The sequence below is a fragment of the Pseudomonas fluorescens genome, from assembly GCF_001648775.1.
Lineage (GTDB): Bacteria > Pseudomonadota > Gammaproteobacteria > Pseudomonadales > Pseudomonadaceae > Aquipseudomonas > Aquipseudomonas fluorescens_M.
In genome coordinates this window covers 17,367-38,877 of record NZ_LVEJ01000023.1, presented here as the reverse complement: position 1 = coordinate 38,877, position 21,511 = coordinate 17,367, and the positions used below count along the sequence as shown (strand labels likewise).

Sequence of the window (21,511 nt, the reverse complement as noted above, 5' to 3'; positions counted from 1 at the left end):
AGCTTCGATCATTTGCTGTCGATATCAACATATTCGCAAGTCTTTGGTGTTCGCTGCGATGACGGGTGATCGCCTGACGCGCCGGTACCGGTTCAACAACAATGCAAGGAAATAGCAAATGTCAGCAGTGAATGGAGCGAGTGACGTGGATTGCCGGAGGGGGACCGATGGCGCCGGGTTAATGCTGGAGGGCAGTGGCACTGACAACGAGATCATCGGTGGCGCCGGCGACGACTGGATGCGGGGCACCGACGGCGCGGATCATTTCGTGGGCGGCGAGGGTTTCGATACCGTCAGCTACAGTGACAGCCTCGAGGGCGTGAGAGTCTCGGACTGGAGCAACGTTGACGGGTTGACCAGTGCCTACGGGGACACCTTTACCGGTATCGAAGCCATTGAAGGTTCAAAATTCGATGATCTGATTTATCGCTCCGAAGGGTCGATGATCATTGACGGTTCCGATGGCTGGGACACAGTGAGCTATCTGCAGACCGCGGGTGCGGTGAGCATCGCGATCGGTGATGGTGTCAACGCAGTGGGCGACACGTTGCGCAATGTCGAAAAAGTCATCGGCACCCACAATGCCGATCACTTTACCGCGAGCATTGGCGGTGTGACGTTTGCCGGCGGCATGGGTGACGACGTCTACACCATCGACAGCACCGGTGTGGTCATTGAAGAAATCGAGGATTACAGGGGCGGCACCGATCAGGTGTTCACTAATCTGTCGGTGATGCACCTGGACCGGTTCGTTGAAAACCTGACGTATACCGGGACTGGCGACTTCACCGGCTACGGCAACGACACCTGGAACACTATCGTCGGCGGCAGTGGCAACGACGTGCTGTTTGGCGGTGCTCGCGGCGATTCTTTCGACGGTGGCGACGGTATTGATGTGCTCAGCTACGGCGACAGCACGGTCGCCATGACATTGAACTGGGCAACCGGCGAATTCTCCGGGATCGCTGACGGTGACACCTTCCAGAACATCGAGATCATTCGTGGCAGTGATTTCGGCGATACCTTTTACGCGAGCGGCATGCCTTGGTTTTTCGGTCTGGAGGGCGGACAGGGACAGGACCTGCTCAGTTTCAAATACGCCTTCATGCCGATGACGATCGACCTGAGCGGTGCAGCCTGCCAGCCTTTGAATCCGGTTCCTGAATATTCCGGGATCGAACTGATCGAGGGCAGCCAGTACTCTGATAGCTTCATTGGTTCTGCCAGCGATGAAACGTTCATCGGTGGTGGTGGCGGTGATGCAATCGATGGCGGCGATGGCATTGATAGCGTGTGGTATCTCACCAGTGCCTCGGCCGTCGACGTCAATCTGCAGACCGGCATCAACCTGGGAGGCGATGCACAGGATGATCGCCTGAGCGGCATCGAAGGGGTGATGGGCAGTCAATTCAACGACAGCCTGACCGGTAACGAGATGGACAACTCTCTGCAGGGTGGACGGGGCAGCGACCTGATTGTCGGCGGTGCGGGTAACGACTTCATCTACGGTGGTCTGGTATCCGACATCGGGCCGTTCAGTCTCGAAGGTGTGGCCGATGAGGCGCAGGCCGATCAGTTGTATGGCGGGGCGGGCGACGATGTCATTGTCAGCGCCGAAAACGATCAGGGTACCCGGGCGTTGGGTGAGGAGGGCAATGACACCCTGAGCGTGGTCAATGGTATCGCCGACGGCGGCATCGGCAACGACGTCCTGACCGGCAAGGGCAGTACTTATTCGTTGTTCGGTGGCGAGGGGGATGACCGGTTGATTCTCAACCTGGTTGGCCAGCAGGCATCCGGTGGTGTTGCCGATGGTGGCGAGGGTGATGACACTTACGTGGTGAATGCCTCGGGTCTGGTCACCATCGTCGACACTGGCGCCAGCCTCAACGATACGCTGGTGCTGAACCTGATTGCCAATGCCAGCCAGTTGAACGTTACCCGGGTCGGCAGCGATGCCTATCTGCACAGCGCCAATGACGGCGGCAACGGCGTACCGGACAACGGCGTGAAGCTGGCGGGCTGGTATGCCGGCAACAATACCCTCGAGCACATCCAGACCGCCGATGGCCAGGTTTACGACTTGCCTGCAAGCGGCGATGCGTTTGCCCTGTTTGGCTGATCCCCTCAGCCTGTTGTGACGTATACGAAGGGATGGGTCCGCAAAGGACTCATCCCTTTTGTTCATGGTGAATGACACATCTGGCGTCGCCCCGTCGAGCTGGCGCGTTTCCTGCAAGTCCCCCTCAAATCGCCATAAAACGAGCGCTCGCGGTCATTGCCCCCGCGCCCGAAACGGCAGAAAGGTTTAGCCAGAAGGCCGCAACGCTCAAGAAAGCGACGCGCAGCCCTGTGACGAACGAGAGGGGAGAGGATGAAGGCAGTTATTTTGGCGGGTGGTCTGGGCACGCGCATCAGTGAAGAGTCGCACCTCAAGCCCAAGCCGATGATCGAGATTGGCGGCAAGCCAATTCTCTGGCACATCATGAAGCAGTACTCCGCCCACGGGATTCACGACTTCGTGATTTGCCTGGGCTACAAGGGGTACGCGATCAAGGACTTCTTCGCCAACTATTTCCTGCACACCTCCGATGTGACCTTCGACATGCGTGAAAACCGCATGGACGTTCACCAGAATTACAGCGAGCCATGGCGCGTGACGCTGATCGATACCGGTGAAGAGACCATGACCGGTGGCCGCCTGGGGCGAGCCGCGCACTATCTGAAAAATGAGGAAGCGTTCTGCTTCACCTATGGCGACGGCGTTTCCGATTTGAACATCAGCGCGTTGGTCGATTTCCACCTGACCCACGGCAAACTGGCCACCGTCACCGCCGTACAGCCGCCGGGCCGCTACGGCGCGCTGGATCGCGAAGGCGACCGGGTGCTGGGTTTCACCGAGAAACCACGCGGCGACGGTGGCTGGATCAACGGCGGCTTTTTCGTGCTGTCGCCCAAGGTCCTGCCGCTGATCGAAGGCGATTCGACGTCGTGGGAGTCCGGCCCACTGGACGGCCTGGCCGCGCGCGGCGAGTTGATGGCGTTTCAGCACGAAGGTTTCTGGCAGCCCATGGACACCCTGCGCGACAAGAACCATCTGGAAGCCCTGTGGCAGAGCGGGGAGGCCCCATGGAAGCAATGGGACTGAGTGCGGATTTCTGGCGCGGCAAACGCGTTCTCGTCACCGGTCACACCGGTTTCAAAGGCAGTTGGCTGACCCTGTGGCTGCAAAGCCTCGGCGCGCAAGTCAGCGGCTTTTCCCTGGATCCGTCGACCGAGCCGAGCCTGTTCGAACTGGCACGTGTGCACGAAGGCATCAATGATCAGCGCGGTGATCTGCGTGATCTCGGCGCGCTGCTGGAAATCATCGCCGACACCGAGCCTGAGATCGTTCTGCATCTGGCTGCACAGCCGTTGGTGCGCGAAGGCTATCGCGATCCGCTGGGTACTTACTCCAGCAACGTCATGGGCACGTTGAACCTGCTCGAAGCGATTCGTCAGGTCGGTTGCGTGCGCGCCTGCGTGCTGGTGACCACCGACAAGGTTTACGCCAACAAGGAATGGCTGTGGCCCTACCGCGAAGACGAAGCGCTCGGCGGCCACGATCCTTACAGCAGCAGCAAGGCTTGCTGTGAGTTGCTCGCGCAGTCGTATGCCGCGTCGTTCTTCCCGGCCGACAAGTACGCCGAACACGGTCTGGCCCTGGCCACCGCGCGTGCCGGCAACGTCTTGGGCGGCGGCGATTTTGCCCCTGAGCGACTGATTCCCGACGTACTCAAAGCCTGGACCGCCGACGAGCCGGTGACCCTGCGCTATCCGCAAGCCGTGCGCCCATGGCAGCACGCGCTGGAACCGCTGGCCGGTTATCTGCAACTGGCCGCCGGCCTCTACGAAGAGGGCCCGGAGTACGCCGGTGCCTGGAATTTCGGCCCGGGCGAAGCGGACATGTGCAGCGTCGGCGAAGTGGTCGAATTGCTCGCCAGCCGCTGGCCGCAGGCGCGCGGTCTGCGCATCGAAAAAAGCGAATTGCACGAGGCCGGCCTGCTGCGTCTGGACAGCAGCCGCGCACGCCAGGTACTCGGCTGGCAACCGCGCTGGACCTTGCAGGAATGTCTGACGCAGACACTCGACTGGCATCTGGCATGGCAGAACGGCGATGACATGCGTAACGTCACCCTCGGCCAATTGAACCTGTACCGAGGCGCGCTGTGAGCGAGTTTTCCCTGAAGGCGTTGCCGCTGGCCGGCCTGTTCAGCGTCCAGCACAAACGCTTCGAAGATCAGCGCGGGCACTTCGCCCGGTTGTTCTGCGAAGGCAGCCTGAGTGCGTTCGGTCGTGAATTTCATATCCGCCAGATCAACCATTCCTGCACCCGCGAAAAGGGCAGCGTGCGCGGTCTGCATTATCAGAATGCCAACGCCCCGGAAGCCAAACTGATCACCTGCCTGCGCGGTGAAGTGTGGGACGTGGCGGTGGATCTGCGTCCCGACTCCGCGACGTTTCTGCACTGGCACGCCGAGCATCTGAAGGCCGGTGATGGCCGCAGCCTGTTGATCCCGGCCGGTTTCGCCCACGGTTTCCAGACGCTCAGCGAAGACGCCGAATTGCTCTACCTGCACAGCGCCGATTACACGCCGGAGCACGAGGGCGGTCTGTCGGTGAACGATCCACGGCTGGCGATTGCCTGGCCGTTGCCTGTCAATAATTTGTCAGCGCGTGATTCCAGCCATCCCGCGCTCGATCAACACTTTGCTGGAGTGCGTCTATGAACTGCCGTGGGTGCGCCGCACCGCTGAGCCTGCCGCTGATCGACCTCGGCACCTCGCCACCGTCCAACGCCTACGTGCATGCCGAGCGCCTGGAACAGGCCGAGCAATGGGTGCCATTGAAGGTCGCTGTGTGTCAGCAATGCTGGCTGGTCCAGACCGAGGATTACACCAGCGCCGACAGTTTGTTCGATGCCGAGTACGCCTACTTCAGTTCGTTCTCCAGCACCTGGCTGGCCCATGCCGAGCGCTATGTCGCCGAGATGGTCGAGCGCTTTGGCCTGACTGCCGACAGCCGCGTGGTGGAAATCGCCGCCAACGACGGTTACCTGCTGCAGTACGTGGCCGGTCGCGGTATTCCGTGTCTGGGCGTCGAGCCGACGCGCAGCACCGCACAAGCGGCGCGCGCGAAAGGTCTGCAGATTCGTGAGTTGTTCTTCGGTCGCGACACCGCCGCGCAGTTGCAAAGCGAAGGCTGGGGCGCTGATTTGATGGCCGCCAACAACGTGCTCGCGCATGTGCCGGATATCAATGATTTTCTCGGTGGCTTCGCGACGTTGCTCAAGCCAACCGGTGTGGCCACCTTCGAATTCCCGCAACTGCTGACGCTGATGGCCGGCGCGCAGTTCGACACGCTGTATCACGAACATTATTCCTACCTGTCGCTGACGGCCGTGCAGGCCCTGTGCGAACGCAATGGCCTGGAAGTGTTCGACGTCAGTCAGTTGAGCACCCACGGCGGGTCATTGCGGGTGTTCGTGCAGCGCAAGGACGGCGAGCGTCGCCCGGTGCAGCCAGCGGTGCAGCAACAGTTGCAGGCCGAACTCGATGCCGGGGTGAAAACCGCCGAGTACTACACGACCCTCGCGCCCGCCGCTGAACGCATCAAGCATGAGCTGCTGCGCTTTTTGTTACAGGCCAAGGCTGACGGCAAACGCGTGGTCGGTTATGGCGCGGCGGCCAAGGGCAACACCTTGCTCAACTATGCCGGGGTCAAAGCGGATCTGTTGGCCTGGGTGGCCGATGCCAACCCACACAAGCAGGGCAAGTACTTGCCGGGCAGCCGCATTCCGATTGTTGCACCTGCGCGGATTGCCCAGGAGCAGCCGGACTACATTCTGGTGTTGCCGTGGAACCTGTTGAGCGAAGTGACGCAGCAACTGTCTGCGGCCAAGGCATGGGGCGCACGCTTTGTCGTCGCCGTTCCGGAGTTGATCATTCAATGAGCAGAATTCATTACACCAAACCCAGCGTTGGCGAACTCGAAGCGCAATACGCCCTGGACGCCGTGCAGAACGGCTGGGGCGCGCGTTGCTACGAATACCTGACACGTTTCGAGCACGGTTTTGCCGAGCATCTGGGCGCCACCTACGCCATCGCCACCTCCAGCTGCACCGGTGCGCTGCACATGGGCATGGCCGCCCTGGGCGTGGGTGCTGGCGATGAAGTGATCCTGGCCAACACCAACTGGATCGCGTCGGCGGCACCGATCACTTACCTGGGCGCCACGCCGGTATTTGTCGATGTTCTGGCGGATAGCTGGTGCCTGGATCCGCAACAAGTCAGAAAGGCGATCAGCCCGCGCACCAAGGCGATTCTCGCCGTGCATTTGTACGGCAACCTGTGCGACATGGACGCACTGCTCGCCATCGGTCGCGAATTCGGCATCCCGGTGATCGAAGACGCGGCGGAAGCCATCGGCTCGCAATGGCGCGGCCAGGCGGCCGGCTCGCTGGGGGCTTTCGGTGCTTTTTCGTTTCATGGCACCAAGACTATGACCACCGGTGAGGGCGGCATGTTCGTCACTTCCGACAAGGCCTTGTATGAGCGTGTCCTGACCCTGTCCAACCATGGTCGTGTGGCGGGTTGCACCAAACAGTTCTGGCCGGAGTTTGTCGGTTTCAAATACAAGATGAGCAACCTGCAGGCCGCCGTCGGCTGCGCCCAGGTCGAGCGAATCGACGAGTTGATCGAGCGCAAGCGGGCGATTTTTGCCCACTACGCGCGAGCGCTCGAAGGCGTACCGGGTGTATCGCTCAATCCCGAGCCGGGCCATGCGCGCAATGGCTACTGGATGCCGACCGTGGTGTTCGATGCCGACACCGGCATCCACCGCGAGCAAATGATTGCTGCCTTCCAGGCTGCCGACATCGACGCCCGGGTGTTTTTCTGGCCGTTGTCGTCGCTGCCGATGTTCAGCGAATACGCGGTCGACACGCCGCTGGCGTTTGCCTTGCCCGAGCGTGCCTTCAACCTGCCGAGCTATCACGACATGACCGACGCCGATCAGCAGCGTGTGGTGCAAGTGGTGCTGGAGCTGCTGGCTCACAGGCACGCATCGTGAAGATGTATCTGCTGGGGGCCGCCAACCCGGAAGCGGTGCGCATGCTGCACGCCGTCAAGCGCAGCACGCCGAACGTCGAATTCGCCTTCCTCGACAACGATCCGCGCAAGCACGGCACGCTGTTTTACGGGGTGCCGGTGCTCGGTGGTTGCGAGCTAGTCGGCGAACTCAATGGCGAGGACGTGCGCTTCGTCAATCTGATCACCGGCAGTACCCGGTTACGCTACGAAACCACCTGTCAGCTGGTGGACGCCGGTGCGCGCCTCGGCCAGTTCGTTCATCCGGGTATCGACCTGAGCATGATTCGGATGGGGCAGGGCAGTTATCTGCAGGAAGGCGTGCTGATGCAGGCCGAGGTGACCCTGGGCGACAACACCAGCATCAGCGCCGGCAGTGTCGTGGGGCATGAAGGGCAGATCGGCCACTCGGTGTTCATGGCGCCGGGCGTGTGTATCGCCGGCTGCGTGGAAATCGGTGACGGGACCTTTATCGGCACCAACGCCACGATCCTGCCGCGCCTGCGTATTGGCCGCTGGGTGACCATCGGTGCCGGTGCGGTCGTGACCAAAGATGTGCCGGATTTTTCGGTCGTGGCGGGCAATCCCGCCAGGATCATCAAGACCAACGCAGTGCCTTACCCGGACGCCAGAGTGTTCAGGTAAGCCGTTTCCCGAATTTTTGGAGAGTTGCAATGAATCCGCATGAACAGTTTCGCGAAGAAGTAAAAGCCAACATCGAAGGCCTGCAGAACGACAAGGCCCTGCAAACCGAGTCGCTGGACTGGGTCGGCACCACGGCCAAGCACAAGTACACCTACAACTTCAGCTGGATGGGCCGGCCGATCATTCAGTTCCCGCAGGACATGGTCGCGATGCAGGAAATCATCTGGAACCTGCGTCCGGACGTGATCGTCGAGACGGGCATCGCCCACGGCGGTTCGCTGGTGTTTTACGCCTCGATCCTGGAACTGATCGGCCACGGCGAAGTACTGGGCATCGACATCGATATCCGCGAGCACAACCGCGAAGCCATCGAAGCGCACCCGATGTTCAAACGCATCAGCATGATCCAGGGTTCGAGCATCGATAGCAGCATCGTCGATCAAGTGCGCGAGCGTGTGCAGGGCAAAAAAGTGCTGGTGGTGCTGGACTCCAACCACACCCACGAGCACGTCCTTGAAGAGCTGCGCCTGTACGCACCACTGGTGTCGGTGGGCAGCTATTGCGTGGTCATGGACACCGTTGTTGAAGACATGCCGGCCGATGCCTTCCCGGATCGTCCGTGGGGCAAGGGTGACAACCCGAAAACCGCGGTGTGGGCTTACCTGGAAGAGAACGGCGATTTCGAGATCGATCAGTCGATCCACAGCAAATTGCTGATCACTGTCGCGCCGGATGGTTATCTGCGTCGCGTGCGTTAATCGACAAACAACGATGGGTTTTCGGCGACGCGCCGTTTGTGGGGAATATATGCAAGGCAAGAACATTTCAGGAACCGATCTGGCACTCAACGATCAGTTGACCGTTGTGCTGATCTCTCACGAACGCCCGGCGTTTCTGCGTAGAGCCATTCGCTTCTACAGCAGCCTGCCGTGCAGAATTCTGGTGCTCGATTCATCGGCGGTGGCGCTGAAGGGCATCCCTGAGGAATTCACCCGCGTGGATTATCAGCACTTGCCGCAGTTCGGCTACTGGGGTATTCGCGCCAAGCTGGCTTACGGTGTCGAGCAGTTGCAAACGCCTTACATGGTGTTTGCCGCCGACGATGACTTCCTGGTGCATGACGCCCTGTACGAAGCCGTGGCATTCATGGATGCCAACCCTGATTACAGCCTGTGCCATGGCTACAGCCTGATGTATCTGGCATTGGCCAACAGCGTCAATTACTACCGCCGTGACAAGAAAGTCTGCGAAGACTACTCGGCCGATCAGGCCGAGGAGCGCTTGCTCGATTACATGCAGCAGTACCTGCCGCCGTTCTATGCCGTGCAGCGTACGGCGATCTTGCGCGACTGGTACGCGGCCATGCCGCAAGACACGATCTTCCAGTGGCAGGAAGTCGGTCACACCTTTTACATGCTGGCCCGCGGCAAGGTGCGGATTCTGCCGATCCCTTATGTCGTGCGCGAAATCAACTACGAGCAGTCCGATCACAACACCGAGATCTATCACACGCTGGCCTATATGGATGGCAAGAACGTGGCCGGGCGCGAAGCGTTTGCCGAGTTCCTCGCGTCGTTGCCGACCCAGCTCCAGCATCAGGATCCAGAGCAGGGCAAACAGTTTGCGCTGAAGAGTTTTGCCACGCTGGCCGAAAGCCTGCGGACCTACCGGGCACTCACCGCCGAGTTGATCTTCGAGTCGACCTGGATCGATATCGAGACCGGCCCGCAGCGTCGGTTCGGGCCGAAGCAATACGTGGAAATGCCTTTCTATAACCAGGTGTTTTTCGACCAACTGACGCAATTCGAGTTTCTGTTGCACGCGATGCCGGCCGGACGCGTTCAGCTCAAAGAGCTGGAAGGTATTTGGGCTCGCCAGCAGAGCCTGATGCTGGCACGCAACAATGACACCCCGGAAAGCGTGCTCGACCGCTTGTGGCAGGCGCACGACGCCAACGTGTTCAATCGCGCGGTGATCAAGCAACTGCTCGTGCAATTGCAACCGCTGGACGAGGAAGACGACGCGCCAGTGCTGCGCGATTGGGTCGCGCGTCTGGACGCGGTGTTGCTCGAAGGGCATCAGCCGACATTCGCCAAAATGCTCACCGGCCGCCTGCTCGAGTGGCTCGCCGCGCGTGCGCCGGATACCGAGCAGGCCGCGGCGATTGCCCGTCACCTGGCAGAGAATGCCGGTGGTCCGCAGTTCGGCATCTTCCTGCTCGATCTGGACAACGACATCGACAAGTTGCAAATCTCTCTGGACAGCTTGCTCGAAGGCCACAGCAAAGCCTTCAAGGTCGTGGTTTTCACCACGGGTGAGCCGCCGGCTGCAACCACGGCACAAAATACCCTGCACTTTGTGCGAGTGACCCAAGGCAACTTCGTCGACAAGCTTAACCAGAGCGTTAATCAATCGACCTGCGACTGGCTGCTGCTGGTTGAGGCGGGTGAAGAATTCACAGCTGCCGGCCTGTTGCGTGCCGGCCTGGAACTGATGGCTGCGCCAGGTGTGCGGGCGGTTGCCACCGATGAAATCCAGCGCCAGGAAAACGGGGCGCTGGTGGATATGTTCCGCCCGGGCTTCAACCTGGACCTGCTGCAAAGCGTTCCGTCACTGATGGCTCGGCACTGGTTGATTCGTCGCGAAGTGCTGACAGGGCTCGGCGGTTATCAGGCCGATTTCAGCAAGGCGCTGGAGCTGGATGTGCTGCTGCGCATCATCGAGGAGGGTGGCCTCGACGGTCTGGCCCATCTCGATGAGCCCTTGCTGATCACCCGGGCGCCGGTGCTGGAAGAAAACCCTCACGAACGTCAGGCGCTGCTGCGCCACTTGGGCAATCGTGGTTACAAGGCTCAGGTCACTTCGACGCAGCCAGGCACCTGGCAGATTGACTATCGTCATGCCGAGCGGCCGCTGGTCTCGGTGATTGTCGCCGCTGGCGACGATCTTGCAGCCTTGAAACGCTGCCTGGATGGCGTGCTGCTCAGAACCCGTTACACCCGCTATGAGCTGTTGATTGCGGTCAACCCGAACTCGTCGGCCGAGGTCAACGACTGGTTGGCAACGCTGCACAACGGCAAAGTGCGGGTACTGCATGCTGATCGCCCGCTCGATCAAGTGGCACTGTGCAACGCGGCCAGCGAGCAGGCGCAGGGCGAATATCTGGTGCTGCTGGCCACCGACAGTGAAGTGGTCAACCCGAACTGGATCGAGTCGTTGCTCAATCACGCCCAGCGTCCTGAAGTCGGCATCGTCGGTGCCAAACTGGTGGACCGCGATGGCAAAATCTCCCAGGCAGGTTTGATTCTCGGGTTGAACGACGGGGTGGCTTCGGCCTTCATCGGCGAGAAACACGCTAACGAGGGTTACATGCAGCGCCTGGCGGTCGAGCAGAACTATTCGGCGGTGTCGAAGGCCTGCCTGATGGTGCGCAAGGACTTGTTCGAGGCGTTGGGTGGCCTGGACGACGTGACCTTCGCCGCCGGCTTCAGCGATGTCGATCTGTGTCTCAAGGCCGGGCAGGCCGGCTACCTCACCGTGTGGACGCCGCTGGTTCAGGTCTTGCACACCGGCGAGTTGCCGCAAGCCCCTGAAGCATTGGCGGCATTGCGTGAGAAGTGGAGCGCGGCCTTCGCCCAGGATCCGGCGTACAACGCCAACCTGGCGCTGACCGGCAAAGGTTTTACCCTGGGTGAAAGTGCCCCGATCAATTGGGCGCAATTGCTCGGCTAAGCCTGGCGAACAGGACACAGGAATTCAGACATGTTCAACGGTAAATCGATTTTCATCTCCGGCGGCACCGGCTCGTTCGGGCGCAAATTCATCGCCCGCCTGCTGGAGCAATACCAGCCCAAGCGCGTGGTGGTGTTTTCCCGTGATGAACTGAAGCAGTATGAAATGCAGCAGACGTTCAACGCGCCATGCATGCGTTACTTCATCGGTGACGTGCGCGACGCCGATCGCCTGCGTCAGGCCATGCGCGGCATCGACTACGTCGTGCATGCCGCCGCACTAAAGCAAGTGCCGGCGGCGGAATACAACCCGACCGAATGCATTCGCACCAACGTCAATGGCGCGGAGAACATCATCGCCGCCGCCATCGACAATGGCGTGAAAAAAGTCGTCGCGTTGTCCACCGACAAGGCAGCCAGCCCGATCAACCTGTACGGCGCGACCAAGTTGCTCTCGGACAAGTTGTTCGTCGCCGCCAACAACATTGCCGGCGAGCAGCCAACCCGGTTTGCCGTGGTGCGCTACGGCAATGTAGCGGGTTCGCGCGGTTCGGTAGTGCCGTTCTTCAACAAGCTGATCGCCGACGGCGCGCAGGAGTTGCCGATCACCGACGAGCGCATGACGCGGTTCTGGATCACCCTCGACCACGGCGTGCAGTTCGTGCTCGACAGCTTTGCGCGCATGCACGGCGGTGAAGTGTTCGTGCCGAAGATTCCGTCGATCCGCATCGTCGATCTGGCGCGCGGCATGGCTGAACATCTGCCGCACAAGAACGTCGGCATTCGACCCGGTGAAAAGCTCCATGAGTTGATGGTGCCGCTGGACGATGCGCGGATGACCCTCGAGTTTGCGGATCACTACACCATCCAGCCATCGATTCGCTTCACCAGTGTCGACGTCGATTTTGCCGTCGACAAACTCGGCGAGCGGGGGCGTGCGGTGAGCGAAGATTTCGAATACCGCTCCGACACCAATCCGCATTTCCTCTCGGTCGGGCAGATCGCCGACCTGCACGCGAAGCTCTCGGTATGATTCCCTACGGTCGGCAAAGCGTCGATCAGGCAGACATCGATGCCGTCGTCCAAGTGCTGCAGTCGGACTGGCTGACCCAGGGGCCGAGCATCGAGCGTTTCGAGCAGGCGATGGCCGAGCGTTGCCAGGCCGACTTCGCCGTCGCGGTGTGCAACGCCACGGCGGCGCTGCACATTGCTTGCCTGGCGGCAGGCCTGGGGCCGGGTGATCGGTTGTGGACGACGCCCAACACCTTTCTCGCCTCGGCCAACTGTGGACGTTATTGCGCTGCCGAGGTTGATTTCGTCGACATCGATCCGCTGACCTGGAACCTCGATGCCTTCGCCCTCGCCGCGAAACTCGAGCAGGCCGAGCAGGACGGCACCTTGCCGAAAGTGCTGGTGGCGGTGGCGTTCTCCGGGCAAAGCTGCGACATGCGCAGGATTGCCGAGCTGGCCGAGCGCTACAACTTCACGGTGATCGAAGATGCGTCGCACGCGGTCGGTGCGTCCTATGCCGGGCGTCCGGTCGGCTGTGGCCAATTCGCGGCGATGACGGTGTTCAGTTTCCACCCGGTGAAGATCATCACCAGCGCCGAGGGCGGTATGGTCTTGACCAACCGCCCGGAGCTGGCCGGGCGCCTGCAACGCCTGCGCTGCCACGGCATGACCCGCGATCCGCAGCAGATGAGCGAGCCGAGCCACGGCCCGTGGTACTACGAGCAGATCGAGCTGGGCTTCAATTATCGGATCACCGATCTGCAGGCTGCGCTGGGTTTGTCGCAACTGGGCAAACTCGACGACTTCATCGCCCGTCGTCGCGAACTGGCGGCGCGTTACGATCGCCTGCTGGCGTATTTGCCGGTGACGTTGCCCAGCCTTCAGCCTGAGGCAGAGTCGGCTTGGCATCTGTATGTGATCCGTTTGCAGACCGATCGCATCAGCCTCAGCCACCGTCAGGTGTTTGAGGGCTTGCGCAGTGCCGGTATTGGCGTGAATCTGCATTACATTCCTGTGCACTTGCAGCCCTACTACCGCGACCTGGGTTTCGCCGAGGGCGATTTCCCCGAAGCCGAGCGGTATTACGCCGAGGCGATCAGCCTGCCGCTGTTTCCGCTGTTGAGCGATGAACAACAGGATTACGTGGTCGAGCAATTGCGTCGGCTGACCGAATAACTGCCGCGGTGGCACCGGATGAGTATCTGCAATGCGTTCTTTGAGTGAGCAGGAACAGTTCTGGCAGGGCGACTTCGGTAACCGGTACGTCGAGCGCAATGTCGGGCAACCGCTGGTGGCGGCGAACCTGGCTTTGTTTGCCAAAGCGCTGAGCCGCACCGCAGGTATCGACAGTCTGCTAGAGCTGGGCACCAGCGCCGGCAACAATTTGCAGGCGTTGCATCAACTGCTGCCACGCTGCGAGCTGTTCGGTGTCGAGATCAACGACAACGCCTGTGCGCAGGCACGGACGTTGGGCATTGCCCGCATCTGGCAGGGCTCGCTGTTCGATTTTCCGCGTGAACGCCGCTACGACCTGACGTTGAGCAAAGGCGTGCTGATCCACCTGGCCCCGGAGCTGTTGCCGACGGCTTATGCGCAGTTGTATGAGTTGAGCCAGCGCTACATCCTGATCGCCGAGTATTACAATCCGGCGCCGGTGGAAGTGTCTTATCGTGGCAACAGCGGCAAGCTGTTCAAGCGTGATTTCGCCGGCGAAATGCTCGATCGTTATGCCGATCTGCAACTGCTGGATTATGGTTTTGTCTATCACCGCGATCCGCAGTTTCCTGTGGACGATATCACCTGGTTTCTGCTGGAAAAACGCCCTTGAGCAACGTCGCAATTATCCCGGCCCGTGGTGGCAGCAAACGCATTGCGCGCAAGAATCTCTTGCCATTCGACGGTGTGCCGATGATTGTCCGTTCGATCCGCACCGCGATCGATTGCGGGTTGTTCGATCAGGTTGTGGTCAGCACCGACGATGCCGAGATTGCCGACGTGGCGCGAGCGCACGGTGCGCAGGTGCCCTTCATGCGTCCGGCGGCGCTGGCCGATGACTTCACCGGCACCGCGGCGGTGATCGTGCACGCCTTGCAGCAACTGCCGACCTTCGATTACGCCTGTTGCGTGTATGCCACGGCGCCGCTGTTGCAGGCACGTTATCTGCGCCAGGGTATCGAGTTGCTCGAGCAACGCCCGGACAAGTCCTTCGCGTTCTCCGTGTGCGGTTTTGGTTTTCCGGTGCAGCGAGCACTGACGCTGGATGGACAGGGCGCCTTGAGCGCTTTGTATCCCGAATTTCGCCAGACCCGCTCCCAGGACCTGCCCGAAGCCTTTCAGGACGCCGGCCAGTTTTACTGGGGGCGCAGTGAGGCGTGGTTGCGTGGCGAAGTGCTCTATTCGCCCGCCAGCCTGCCGGTGATTCTGCCCCGTCATCTGGTGCAGGACATCGACACTCTTGAAGACTGGAAACGCGCCGAATACCTTTACGCCGCGCTCAAGGCCGGTGGAGAGTTGCAATGAGAGTTTTGATTCGTGCCGACGCTTCGCCCACCATCGGCAGTGGCCACATTGCCCGCTGTCTGACGCTGGCGCGCGTGTTGCGCGGGCAGGGCAGCCACGTCGCGTTTGCTTGCCGCTGCTTGCCGGGGCATCGCCTGGATGCCTTGCGCGCCGAGGGCTTCGAGACGTTTGCGCTGCCCGAGCGCTATGCCGCTGAAGACCCGCAGCAAGCCATCGAATCGATGCTGCCGTGGCAGGCCGACATTGACGCGTTGGGCATGCAGCTTGAAGGTCAGGCTGAGTTTGACTGGATTATCGTCGACCACTACGGCCTCGATCACCACTGGCAAACGGCTGCTCGACAGTGGGCGCCACGGATTGCGGCAGTGGATGATCTTGCCACGCGACGCTACAGCGTCGATCTGTTGCTCAATCAGAATCTCTCGGGCCTGCACGAACATTATCAGCCGCTGTTGCCTGACGGGTGCCGCACTTTGCTCGGCCCACGCTATGCCATGTTGCGTGAAGAATTCAGTTGCCCGGCCATCGCGATCAAACACCGGGCCCAACGGGTATTGGTCAACTTCGGCGGTTTCGATGCCGCGCGGCAAACCCATCACGCGATGCTCGCGCTGGCCGATTTTACCGGGTTGCAGGTGGACTTCGTCGCTGGTGCCGACAATCCGGCCTGGGCGCAGATGCAAGCGCTGGCCGAGACACGGCCGCACTGGCGTCTGCACAGTTTTGTCAGCGACTTCTACCAGCGCATGACTGAGGCTGATCTGTTTATCGGCGCCGGGGGCGGCACCAGTTGGGAGCGTGCGGCGATGGGGCTGCCGACGATCTGTATTGCTGTGTCGAACAACCAGCAGGCCAACGGCGAAGTCATGGCGGCAGCCGGCGCGCATGTGTTCATGGGCGCCCGCGAGCAGGTCAGTGTCGAGCAGTTGCGCGACGCCATCGGCTTTGTCACCGGCAATCATTATTTACGCCAGAGCCTGGCCGAACGCTCGCGACAACTGGTCGATGGACGCGGTGCCGAGCGTGTCGCGGCGGCACTGGCCGGTGCCGTGCTGAAGGTGCGCGCAGCGACCCTGGACGATGCGCAGTTGCTGTTCGATGGACGCAATGCCGAAACGGTACGGCGCTGGTCGCTGGACACCGGCGTGATCGATTGGTCGCAGCACCTGAACTGGCTGACGGCGAGCTTGCGCAATCCACAGCGCCTGCTGCTTATCGCCGAGGCGGACGACGGCGCGGTTGGCGTTGTGCGTTATGACCTGCGCGGGTTTGCAGCCGAAGTCTCGATCTACTTGCTCGAACGGCGGATGGGCCTGGGGTGGGGCCGGGCGCTGTTGGCCCGTGGCGAGGCATTGGTTGCCGCGCACTGGCCGCAACTGCAGGTCATCACCGCTCAGGTGTTGCCGGACAACCGTCCCTCATTGAATGTGTTTCGTGACGCCGGGTTCACTCAGAGTGCCTGTGCGTTCACCCGTGTTTTGAAGGATCATCCGCATGACTAGTTTCAAGATCGGCAACCGCTTGATCGGCGCCGACGCGCCACCCTTCATCATCGCCGAGATGAGTGGCAACCATAACCAGTCACTGGACCTCGCCCTGCAAATTGTCGAGGCAGCGGCCAAGGCCGGGGCGCATGCGCTGAAGCTGCAAACCTATACCGCCGAAACCATGACCCTGGATCTGGCTGAAGGCGAATTCTTCATCAAGGATCCGGGCAGTCTGTGGGCCGGTACGTCGCTGTACGATCTGTACGAGAAGGCCCACACGCCATGGGAATGGCACGCGCCGATTTTCGCCAGGGCCAAGGAACTGGGCATGCTCGCCTTCTCGACGCCGTTCGATGACTCCGCGGTGGACTTTCTCGAAAGTCTCGACGTGCCGGCGTACAAGATCGCCAGTTTCGAAAACACCGATTTGCCGTTGATCCGCCGTGTGGCGGCGACTGGCAAACCACTGATCATTTCCACCGGCATGGCCAGCATTGCCGAACTGGATGAGGCCGTGCGTGCCGCGCGCGAAGCCGGTTGCAAGGATCTGGTGCTGCTCAAGTGCACCAGCACGTACCCGGCCACGCCGCTCAACAGCAACGTGAGCACCATCCCCCATCTGCGCGAATTGTTCGGCTGCGAAGTGGGGCTGTCGGATCATTCGATGGGTGTAGGCGTGTCGGTGGCCGCCGTGGCGCTCGGTGCGACGGTGGTGGAAAAGCACTTCACCCTCGACCGTTCAGCAGGTGGCGTCGATGCCAGTTTCTCTCTGGAGCCGGCGGAAATGGCCAGCCTGGTGGTGGAAACCGAACGCGCCTGGCAAGCCATGGGCCAGGTGCATTACGGCGTGACAGAGGCCGAACGCAAGTCGCTGGTCTATCGCCGCTCGCTGTACGTCACCGCCGACATGGCCGCCGGTGAGGCCTTTTCCCGGGACAATCTGCGCGCTATCCGTCCCGGCCTCGGTCTGCCGCCCAAGCACACCGACGCGGTTCTCGGCCGCCGCGCCCGCGCACCGATCAAGCGCGGCACGCCGCTGGACTGGTCACTGGTCGAATAAACCGATCTGCACCGATTCGGCAAAATAGCGTGACCTGCGAGTCATAACGCGCATCTTCACTGTATTGTATTGATCGGGGAGATGGCGCCTGGCTCGTTTTCGATTCCAGTGATAGCCCTTTGCGCTCCCCGTGGCTGCCCGTTGTGGCGGCCGTTTTCTGTTTGTCGGCGCCCCTCGAAATCCTTGCGAGCGGTGGTCTTGGGCTGTTTTTTATTGGGAAGCCGTAATGATTGGCATAAAAAGCATTGCGAGCTACGTTCCTGTAGCCGGCGTGGACAATTACGCACAAGGTGCAAAATTCGAGAAGGATGAAGAGTTCATCCTTGGCAAGATCGGCTCGGCGTTCCTGCCGCGCAAAGACGCTGAACAAGAAACTTCCGATCTGTGCGTGGAAGCGGCCAATGCGCTGTTTGCCAGTAACCCGGACCTGAAGCGTGAATCGATTGATGCGCTGATCGTCGTCACCCAGAACGGTGACGAAGAAGGCCTGCCGCACACCGCCGCGATCGTGCAGGACAAACTCGGTTTGCCGACCAATGTGGCGGCGTTCGACATTTCCCTGGGCTGCTCCGGTTATGTCTACGGCATCTATGCGATCAAGGGTTTCATGGAAGCCGCCGGCCTGAAGAACGGCCTGCTGATCACCGCTGACCCGTATTCGAAAATCGTCGACCCGGAAGACCGCAACACCACCATGCTGTTCGGTGATGCCGCCACGGCAACCTGGATGGGTGAAGATCCGAGCTGGGCGCTGGGCAAGGCCAAGTTCGGCACTGACGGCTCCGGCGCTCCGCACCTGAAAGTCACCGACGGCGTGTTCTTCATGAACGGTCGTCAGGTGTTCAACTTTGCATTGCTGAAAGTGCCGGCGCACCTGCATGAGTTGCTCGATGATTCGGGCCTCAAGGCTGACGACATTGACGCGTTCTGCATTCACCAGGGCAGCGCGGCAATTGTCGATGCCGTGGCGCGACGTTTCGAAGGCGAGCCGGAGAAGTTCATCAAGGACATGGTCGAGACTGGCAACACGGTGTCGTCGAGCATTCCGTTGCTGCTGGAAAAACACGTGCTCGATTCCGACTGGCAGCGTATTGCCCTGAGCGGTTTCGGTGTCGGTCTGTCGTGGGGCTCGGCGATTATTTATCGTCCTTGAGCCCGTTTAAAAAGCTATAGATACAAAAATAGCGCTCAAAGGTTAACCTTTGAGCGCTATTTTTTTTGCCTGAAAGGGAGTGTGAGGCGACATGAGCGAGTTTTTCCAAGCCAACGCCCTGGTGATCCAGCAACGCTGGCCGGCGCTGTTTGCACGATTGGTGGCTGAAGACAGTTCGGCCATTCAAGCCGAACTGGTGCAAGGCCTGGGCTCTACGCTGAGCGTGGACGGGATTCAACTGACCAGTCGCCACGACCGTATCCACGAGGCCCGCGTCCAGGCGGCCAGCCTGCCGCAAAAGCCCCGGTTGCACGTCTACGGCACCGGCCTTGGGGACTTGCCGTCGGTGTTGCTTGAGCGGGCCGATCTTGAGCGGTTGTACGTGCACATCCTCAACGGCGCCTTGTTTGCATTGGTTCTGCAATTGCTCGATCAGCGGCAATGGCTTGAAGACCCCAGAGTGGAACTGATGTATGCCGGCGATCATGCGGATATCTACACGCCGTTTTTTGCGCTGCCCGCCGAAATGCTCCTGGCCGATGACTTCAGCGCGAAGATTCGTGATCGGCTGGTCAACGAGGTCCACCTGAGTTTCAACAATCGCGAGTTCGATCCGCAATCGCCAGTGATTCAGCAGCGCCTGCGCGATAGCCTGGAGGTGCTGCTGGCCGATGATGACGTGGCGCAACTGTTTGGCACCTGCAGCGGCCGCGAAATCTATGTGATCGGCACCGGACCGAGCCTGGAAAGCCATTTTGAACGGCTGGCGGCGGTGCGCGCTCAGGCCGAGCGGCCGCTGTTCATTTGCGTCGACACGGCTTATCGGCCGTTGCGTCAGCACGGGATCATTCCCGATCTGGTGGTGACGATCGATCAGTTGATCAGCTTTCGGCATCTGCCTTTCGAGGCCTCCGACGGCATCCCGCTGGTGTACCTGCCGATGAGCTCGCCGCAGGTGTTGAAGGCCTGGAGGGGCAAGCGCTATGGCGCCTATACCGCCAGCCCGATCTACGCCACGTTGCGTGATCAGCACCCTCGGGCCGAATTGCATGCCGGCGGCAGCGTGATCCACCCCGCGGTGGACCTGGCGGTGAAAATGGGCGGCACGCGCATCACCCTGTTCGGCGCCGACTTTGCCTTCCCGATGAACAAGACACATGCCGGATGGGACGATGGCGACCTGGGCCCGGCCCTCGAGCAGGCGCGGCACTGGGTCCATGACGGCAATGGCGAACGGGTCAGGACGCAGCTGAATTTTCGTGGCTACCTGTGCGTGCTGGAGCGTTATATCGCGCGGCACCCAGAGGTCAGCTTCTTCAACAGCAGTCGGGCAGGGGCGATGATCGTGGGCGCGCAGTTCAATCCGGAGTTTGTGCAATGAGTGCGCAAATGACGTGCGTCAGCGCATGTCGGCAATGCGCCGGCTTGTTTCGTTTGGGGCGTGATGTTGAAGCGGCGCTGATCATGGTCGAGGTATTCGACGACGCGCAGCGCTTGGTTTCGCTCGCCCGTGCGGATGTTCAGCAGTCGTGGACACAGGTCCTGACCGACATTTTGGCGTGTCAGGAACGCCAGGATTGGTTGGGGCTTGCCGATTTCATCGAGTATGAACTGATTGAATTGCTGGAAAGTGCGCAGCGCTGAAGGGGGACCGACGGCTCTGGCACAGGGGTTGATGCTGCGGGCAGTTTTATGGCGTCATTTTTTCGTGGGTGGGGGCGCGCTAAGCCCTTGTTTTTTTGGGAGTGGCAGGGTGATGGCAAATTTTTTTCAAAAAGCCCTCAAGCAACCTGCAAACCCGACGATAACTATTACGAAGGTTCTCTAGGCCATACCCGGCGGTTGCCAGGGCCGGAAGCCGCAGTACCCAACCAACGAGGAATTCGTCATGGCTTTAACAGTAAACACCAACACCACGTCGTTGAACGTTCAGAAAAACCTGAACCGCGCTTCCGACGCTCTGTCGACTTCGATGCAGCGCCTGTCTTCCGGCCTGAAAATCAACAGCGCTAAAGACGACGCCGCTGGCCTGCAGATCGCTACCCGTATGACTTCCCAGATCCGTGGTGGCAACCAGGCGATCCAGAACGCCAACGACGGTATCTCCGTTGCTCAGACCGCTGAAGGCGCTCTGCAAGCTTCGACCGACATTCTGCAGCGTATGCGTGAACTGGCTGTTAAAGCCCGTACCGGTACCAACGGCAGCATCGACCAGAAAGCAACGAACGACGAATTCGCCCAGATGTCGGACGAACTGACCCGTATCTCTGCTTCGACCAACCTGAACGGCAAAAACCTGCTGGACGGTTCGGCTGGTACTGTGACCCTGCAAGTGGGCGCAAACACCGGTTCGGCTAACCACATCGACCTGGTACTGAGCTCCAAGTTCGACGCCGTCAGCCTGTCCGTAGGTAGCGGTACTGTAGTTCTGACCGGTGCAAGCGTATCGGGCGCTGCTGCCAACATCGACAACGCAATCACCGCGATCGACGCTGCAATTGCAACGATCAACAGCACTCGTTCGAGCCTGGGTGCTTCGCAAAACCGTCTGACCAGCACCATCTCCAACCTGCAGAACATCGTTGAGAACACCACCGCTGCACAGGGTCGTGTACAAGACACCGACTTCGCCGCAGAAACTGCTAACCTGACCAAGCAGCAAACTCTGCAGCAGGCTTCGACCTCCGTTCTGGCTCAAGCCAACCAACTGCCTTCCGCTGTACTGAAGCTGCTTCAGTAATTTCGGAACAAGTTTGGGCGGGAGGGTGCGCTGGTCG

The 21,511-nt window shown here is 60.6% G+C and carries 19 protein-coding genes; all 19 read left to right on the top strand.

Annotation, left to right across the window (positions count from 1 at the left end):
* Positions 1-118 precede the first annotated feature (118 nt).
* The 19 genes from A8O26_RS20315 to A8O26_RS20225 all read left to right on the top strand — a co-directional run bounded on the left by A8O26_RS20315 (position 119) and on the right by A8O26_RS20225 (position 21,474).
* Entirely contained in the window at positions 119-2,122 is a 2,004-nt protein-coding gene (locus tag A8O26_RS20315) for a calcium-binding protein (RefSeq protein WP_155740671.1), read from the top strand.
* A 252-nt stretch (positions 2,123-2,374) separates the two neighbouring features.
* Positions 2,375-3,148 carry a glucose-1-phosphate cytidylyltransferase gene (gene rfbF, locus A8O26_RS20310; protein ID WP_064119560.1) on the top strand — a complete coding sequence of 258 codons (774 nt, stop codon included), beginning with the start codon at positions 2,375-2,377 and terminating at the stop codon, positions 3,146-3,148.
* Positions 3,130-4,212: a CDP-glucose 4,6-dehydratase gene (gene rfbG, locus A8O26_RS20305; RefSeq protein WP_064119559.1), complete on the top strand. Its 1,083-nt coding sequence runs from the start codon at positions 3,130-3,132 to the stop codon at positions 4,210-4,212. The genes rfbF and rfbG overlap by 19 nt, the downstream gene beginning before the upstream one ends.
* Positions 4,209-4,769 (top strand): dTDP-4-dehydrorhamnose 3,5-epimerase family protein, encoded by a 561-nt coding sequence (locus tag A8O26_RS20300; protein ID WP_064119558.1) that lies wholly within the window; start codon positions 4,209-4,211, stop codon positions 4,767-4,769. The genes rfbG and A8O26_RS20300 overlap by 4 nt, the downstream gene beginning before the upstream one ends.
* Complete coding sequence (locus tag A8O26_RS20295; protein ID WP_064119557.1) at positions 4,766-5,992, top strand: class I SAM-dependent methyltransferase; 1,227 nt, start codon at positions 4,766-4,768, stop codon at positions 5,990-5,992. The genes A8O26_RS20300 and A8O26_RS20295 overlap by 4 nt, the downstream gene beginning before the upstream one ends.
* Complete coding sequence (locus A8O26_RS20290) at positions 5,989-7,110, top strand: DegT/DnrJ/EryC1/StrS family aminotransferase (protein WP_064119556.1); 1,122 nt, start codon at positions 5,989-5,991, stop codon at positions 7,108-7,110. Before A8O26_RS20295 ends, A8O26_RS20290 begins: the two co-directional genes overlap by 4 nt.
* Entirely contained in the window at positions 7,107-7,772 is a 666-nt protein-coding gene (locus A8O26_RS20285) for an acetyltransferase (RefSeq protein WP_064119555.1), read from the top strand. Before A8O26_RS20290 ends, A8O26_RS20285 begins: the two co-directional genes overlap by 4 nt.
* Before the next feature lie 29 nt (positions 7,773-7,801).
* Complete coding sequence (locus A8O26_RS20280; RefSeq protein WP_064119554.1) at positions 7,802-8,530, top strand: cephalosporin hydroxylase family protein; 729 nt, start codon at positions 7,802-7,804, stop codon at positions 8,528-8,530.
* A gap of 49 nt (positions 8,531-8,579) precedes the next feature.
* Positions 8,580-11,504 (top strand): TIGR00180 family glycosyltransferase, encoded by a 2,925-nt coding sequence (locus A8O26_RS20275; RefSeq protein WP_064119553.1) that lies wholly within the window; start codon positions 8,580-8,582, stop codon positions 11,502-11,504.
* 30 nt (positions 11,505-11,534) lie between these two features.
* Positions 11,535-12,536, top strand: a complete 1,002-nt coding sequence (gene pseB / locus A8O26_RS20270) for a UDP-N-acetylglucosamine 4,6-dehydratase (inverting) (RefSeq protein WP_064119552.1) — start codon at positions 11,535-11,537, stop codon at positions 12,534-12,536.
* Positions 12,533-13,690, top strand: coding sequence for a UDP-4-amino-4,6-dideoxy-N-acetyl-beta-L-altrosamine transaminase (pseC, locus tag A8O26_RS20265; protein WP_064119551.1), 1,158 nt, complete (start codon positions 12,533-12,535; stop codon positions 13,688-13,690). Before pseB ends, pseC begins: the two co-directional genes overlap by 4 nt.
* Positions 13,691-13,721: 31 nt before the next feature.
* Positions 13,722-14,342: a pseudaminic acid biosynthesis-associated methylase gene (locus A8O26_RS20260; RefSeq protein WP_064119550.1), complete on the top strand. Its 621-nt coding sequence runs from the start codon at positions 13,722-13,724 to the stop codon at positions 14,340-14,342.
* Positions 14,339-15,034, top strand: a complete 696-nt coding sequence (pseF, locus tag A8O26_RS20255) for a pseudaminic acid cytidylyltransferase (protein WP_064119549.1) — start codon at positions 14,339-14,341, stop codon at positions 15,032-15,034. The genes A8O26_RS20260 and pseF overlap by 4 nt, the downstream gene beginning before the upstream one ends.
* Positions 15,031-16,536, top strand: coding sequence for a UDP-2,4-diacetamido-2,4,6-trideoxy-beta-L-altropyranose hydrolase (gene pseG, locus A8O26_RS20250; RefSeq protein WP_064119548.1), 1,506 nt, complete (start codon positions 15,031-15,033; stop codon positions 16,534-16,536). The genes pseF and pseG overlap by 4 nt, the downstream gene beginning before the upstream one ends.
* Positions 16,529-17,581: a pseudaminic acid synthase gene (pseI, locus tag A8O26_RS20245; RefSeq protein WP_064119547.1), complete on the top strand. Its 1,053-nt coding sequence runs from the start codon at positions 16,529-16,531 to the stop codon at positions 17,579-17,581. Before pseG ends, pseI begins: the two co-directional genes overlap by 8 nt.
* 226 nt (positions 17,582-17,807) lie before the next feature.
* Entirely contained in the window at positions 17,808-18,734 is a 927-nt protein-coding gene (locus tag A8O26_RS20240; RefSeq protein ID WP_064119546.1) for a ketoacyl-ACP synthase III, read from the top strand.
* 91 nt (positions 18,735-18,825) lie between these two features.
* Positions 18,826-20,115, top strand: coding sequence for a motility associated factor glycosyltransferase family protein (locus tag A8O26_RS20235; protein ID WP_064119545.1), 1,290 nt, complete (start codon positions 18,826-18,828; stop codon positions 20,113-20,115).
* The gene (locus tag A8O26_RS20230; protein WP_064119544.1) at positions 20,112-20,378 is read left to right on the top strand and encodes a hypothetical protein; all 267 of its coding nucleotides are present in this window, start codon (positions 20,112-20,114) and stop codon (positions 20,376-20,378) included. Before A8O26_RS20235 ends, A8O26_RS20230 begins: the two co-directional genes overlap by 4 nt.
* A gap of 244 nt (positions 20,379-20,622) precedes the next feature.
* Positions 20,623-21,474, top strand: a complete 852-nt coding sequence (locus A8O26_RS20225) for a flagellin domain-containing protein (protein ID WP_016984295.1) — start codon at positions 20,623-20,625, stop codon at positions 21,472-21,474.
* Positions 21,475-21,511: the final 37 nt, after the last annotated feature.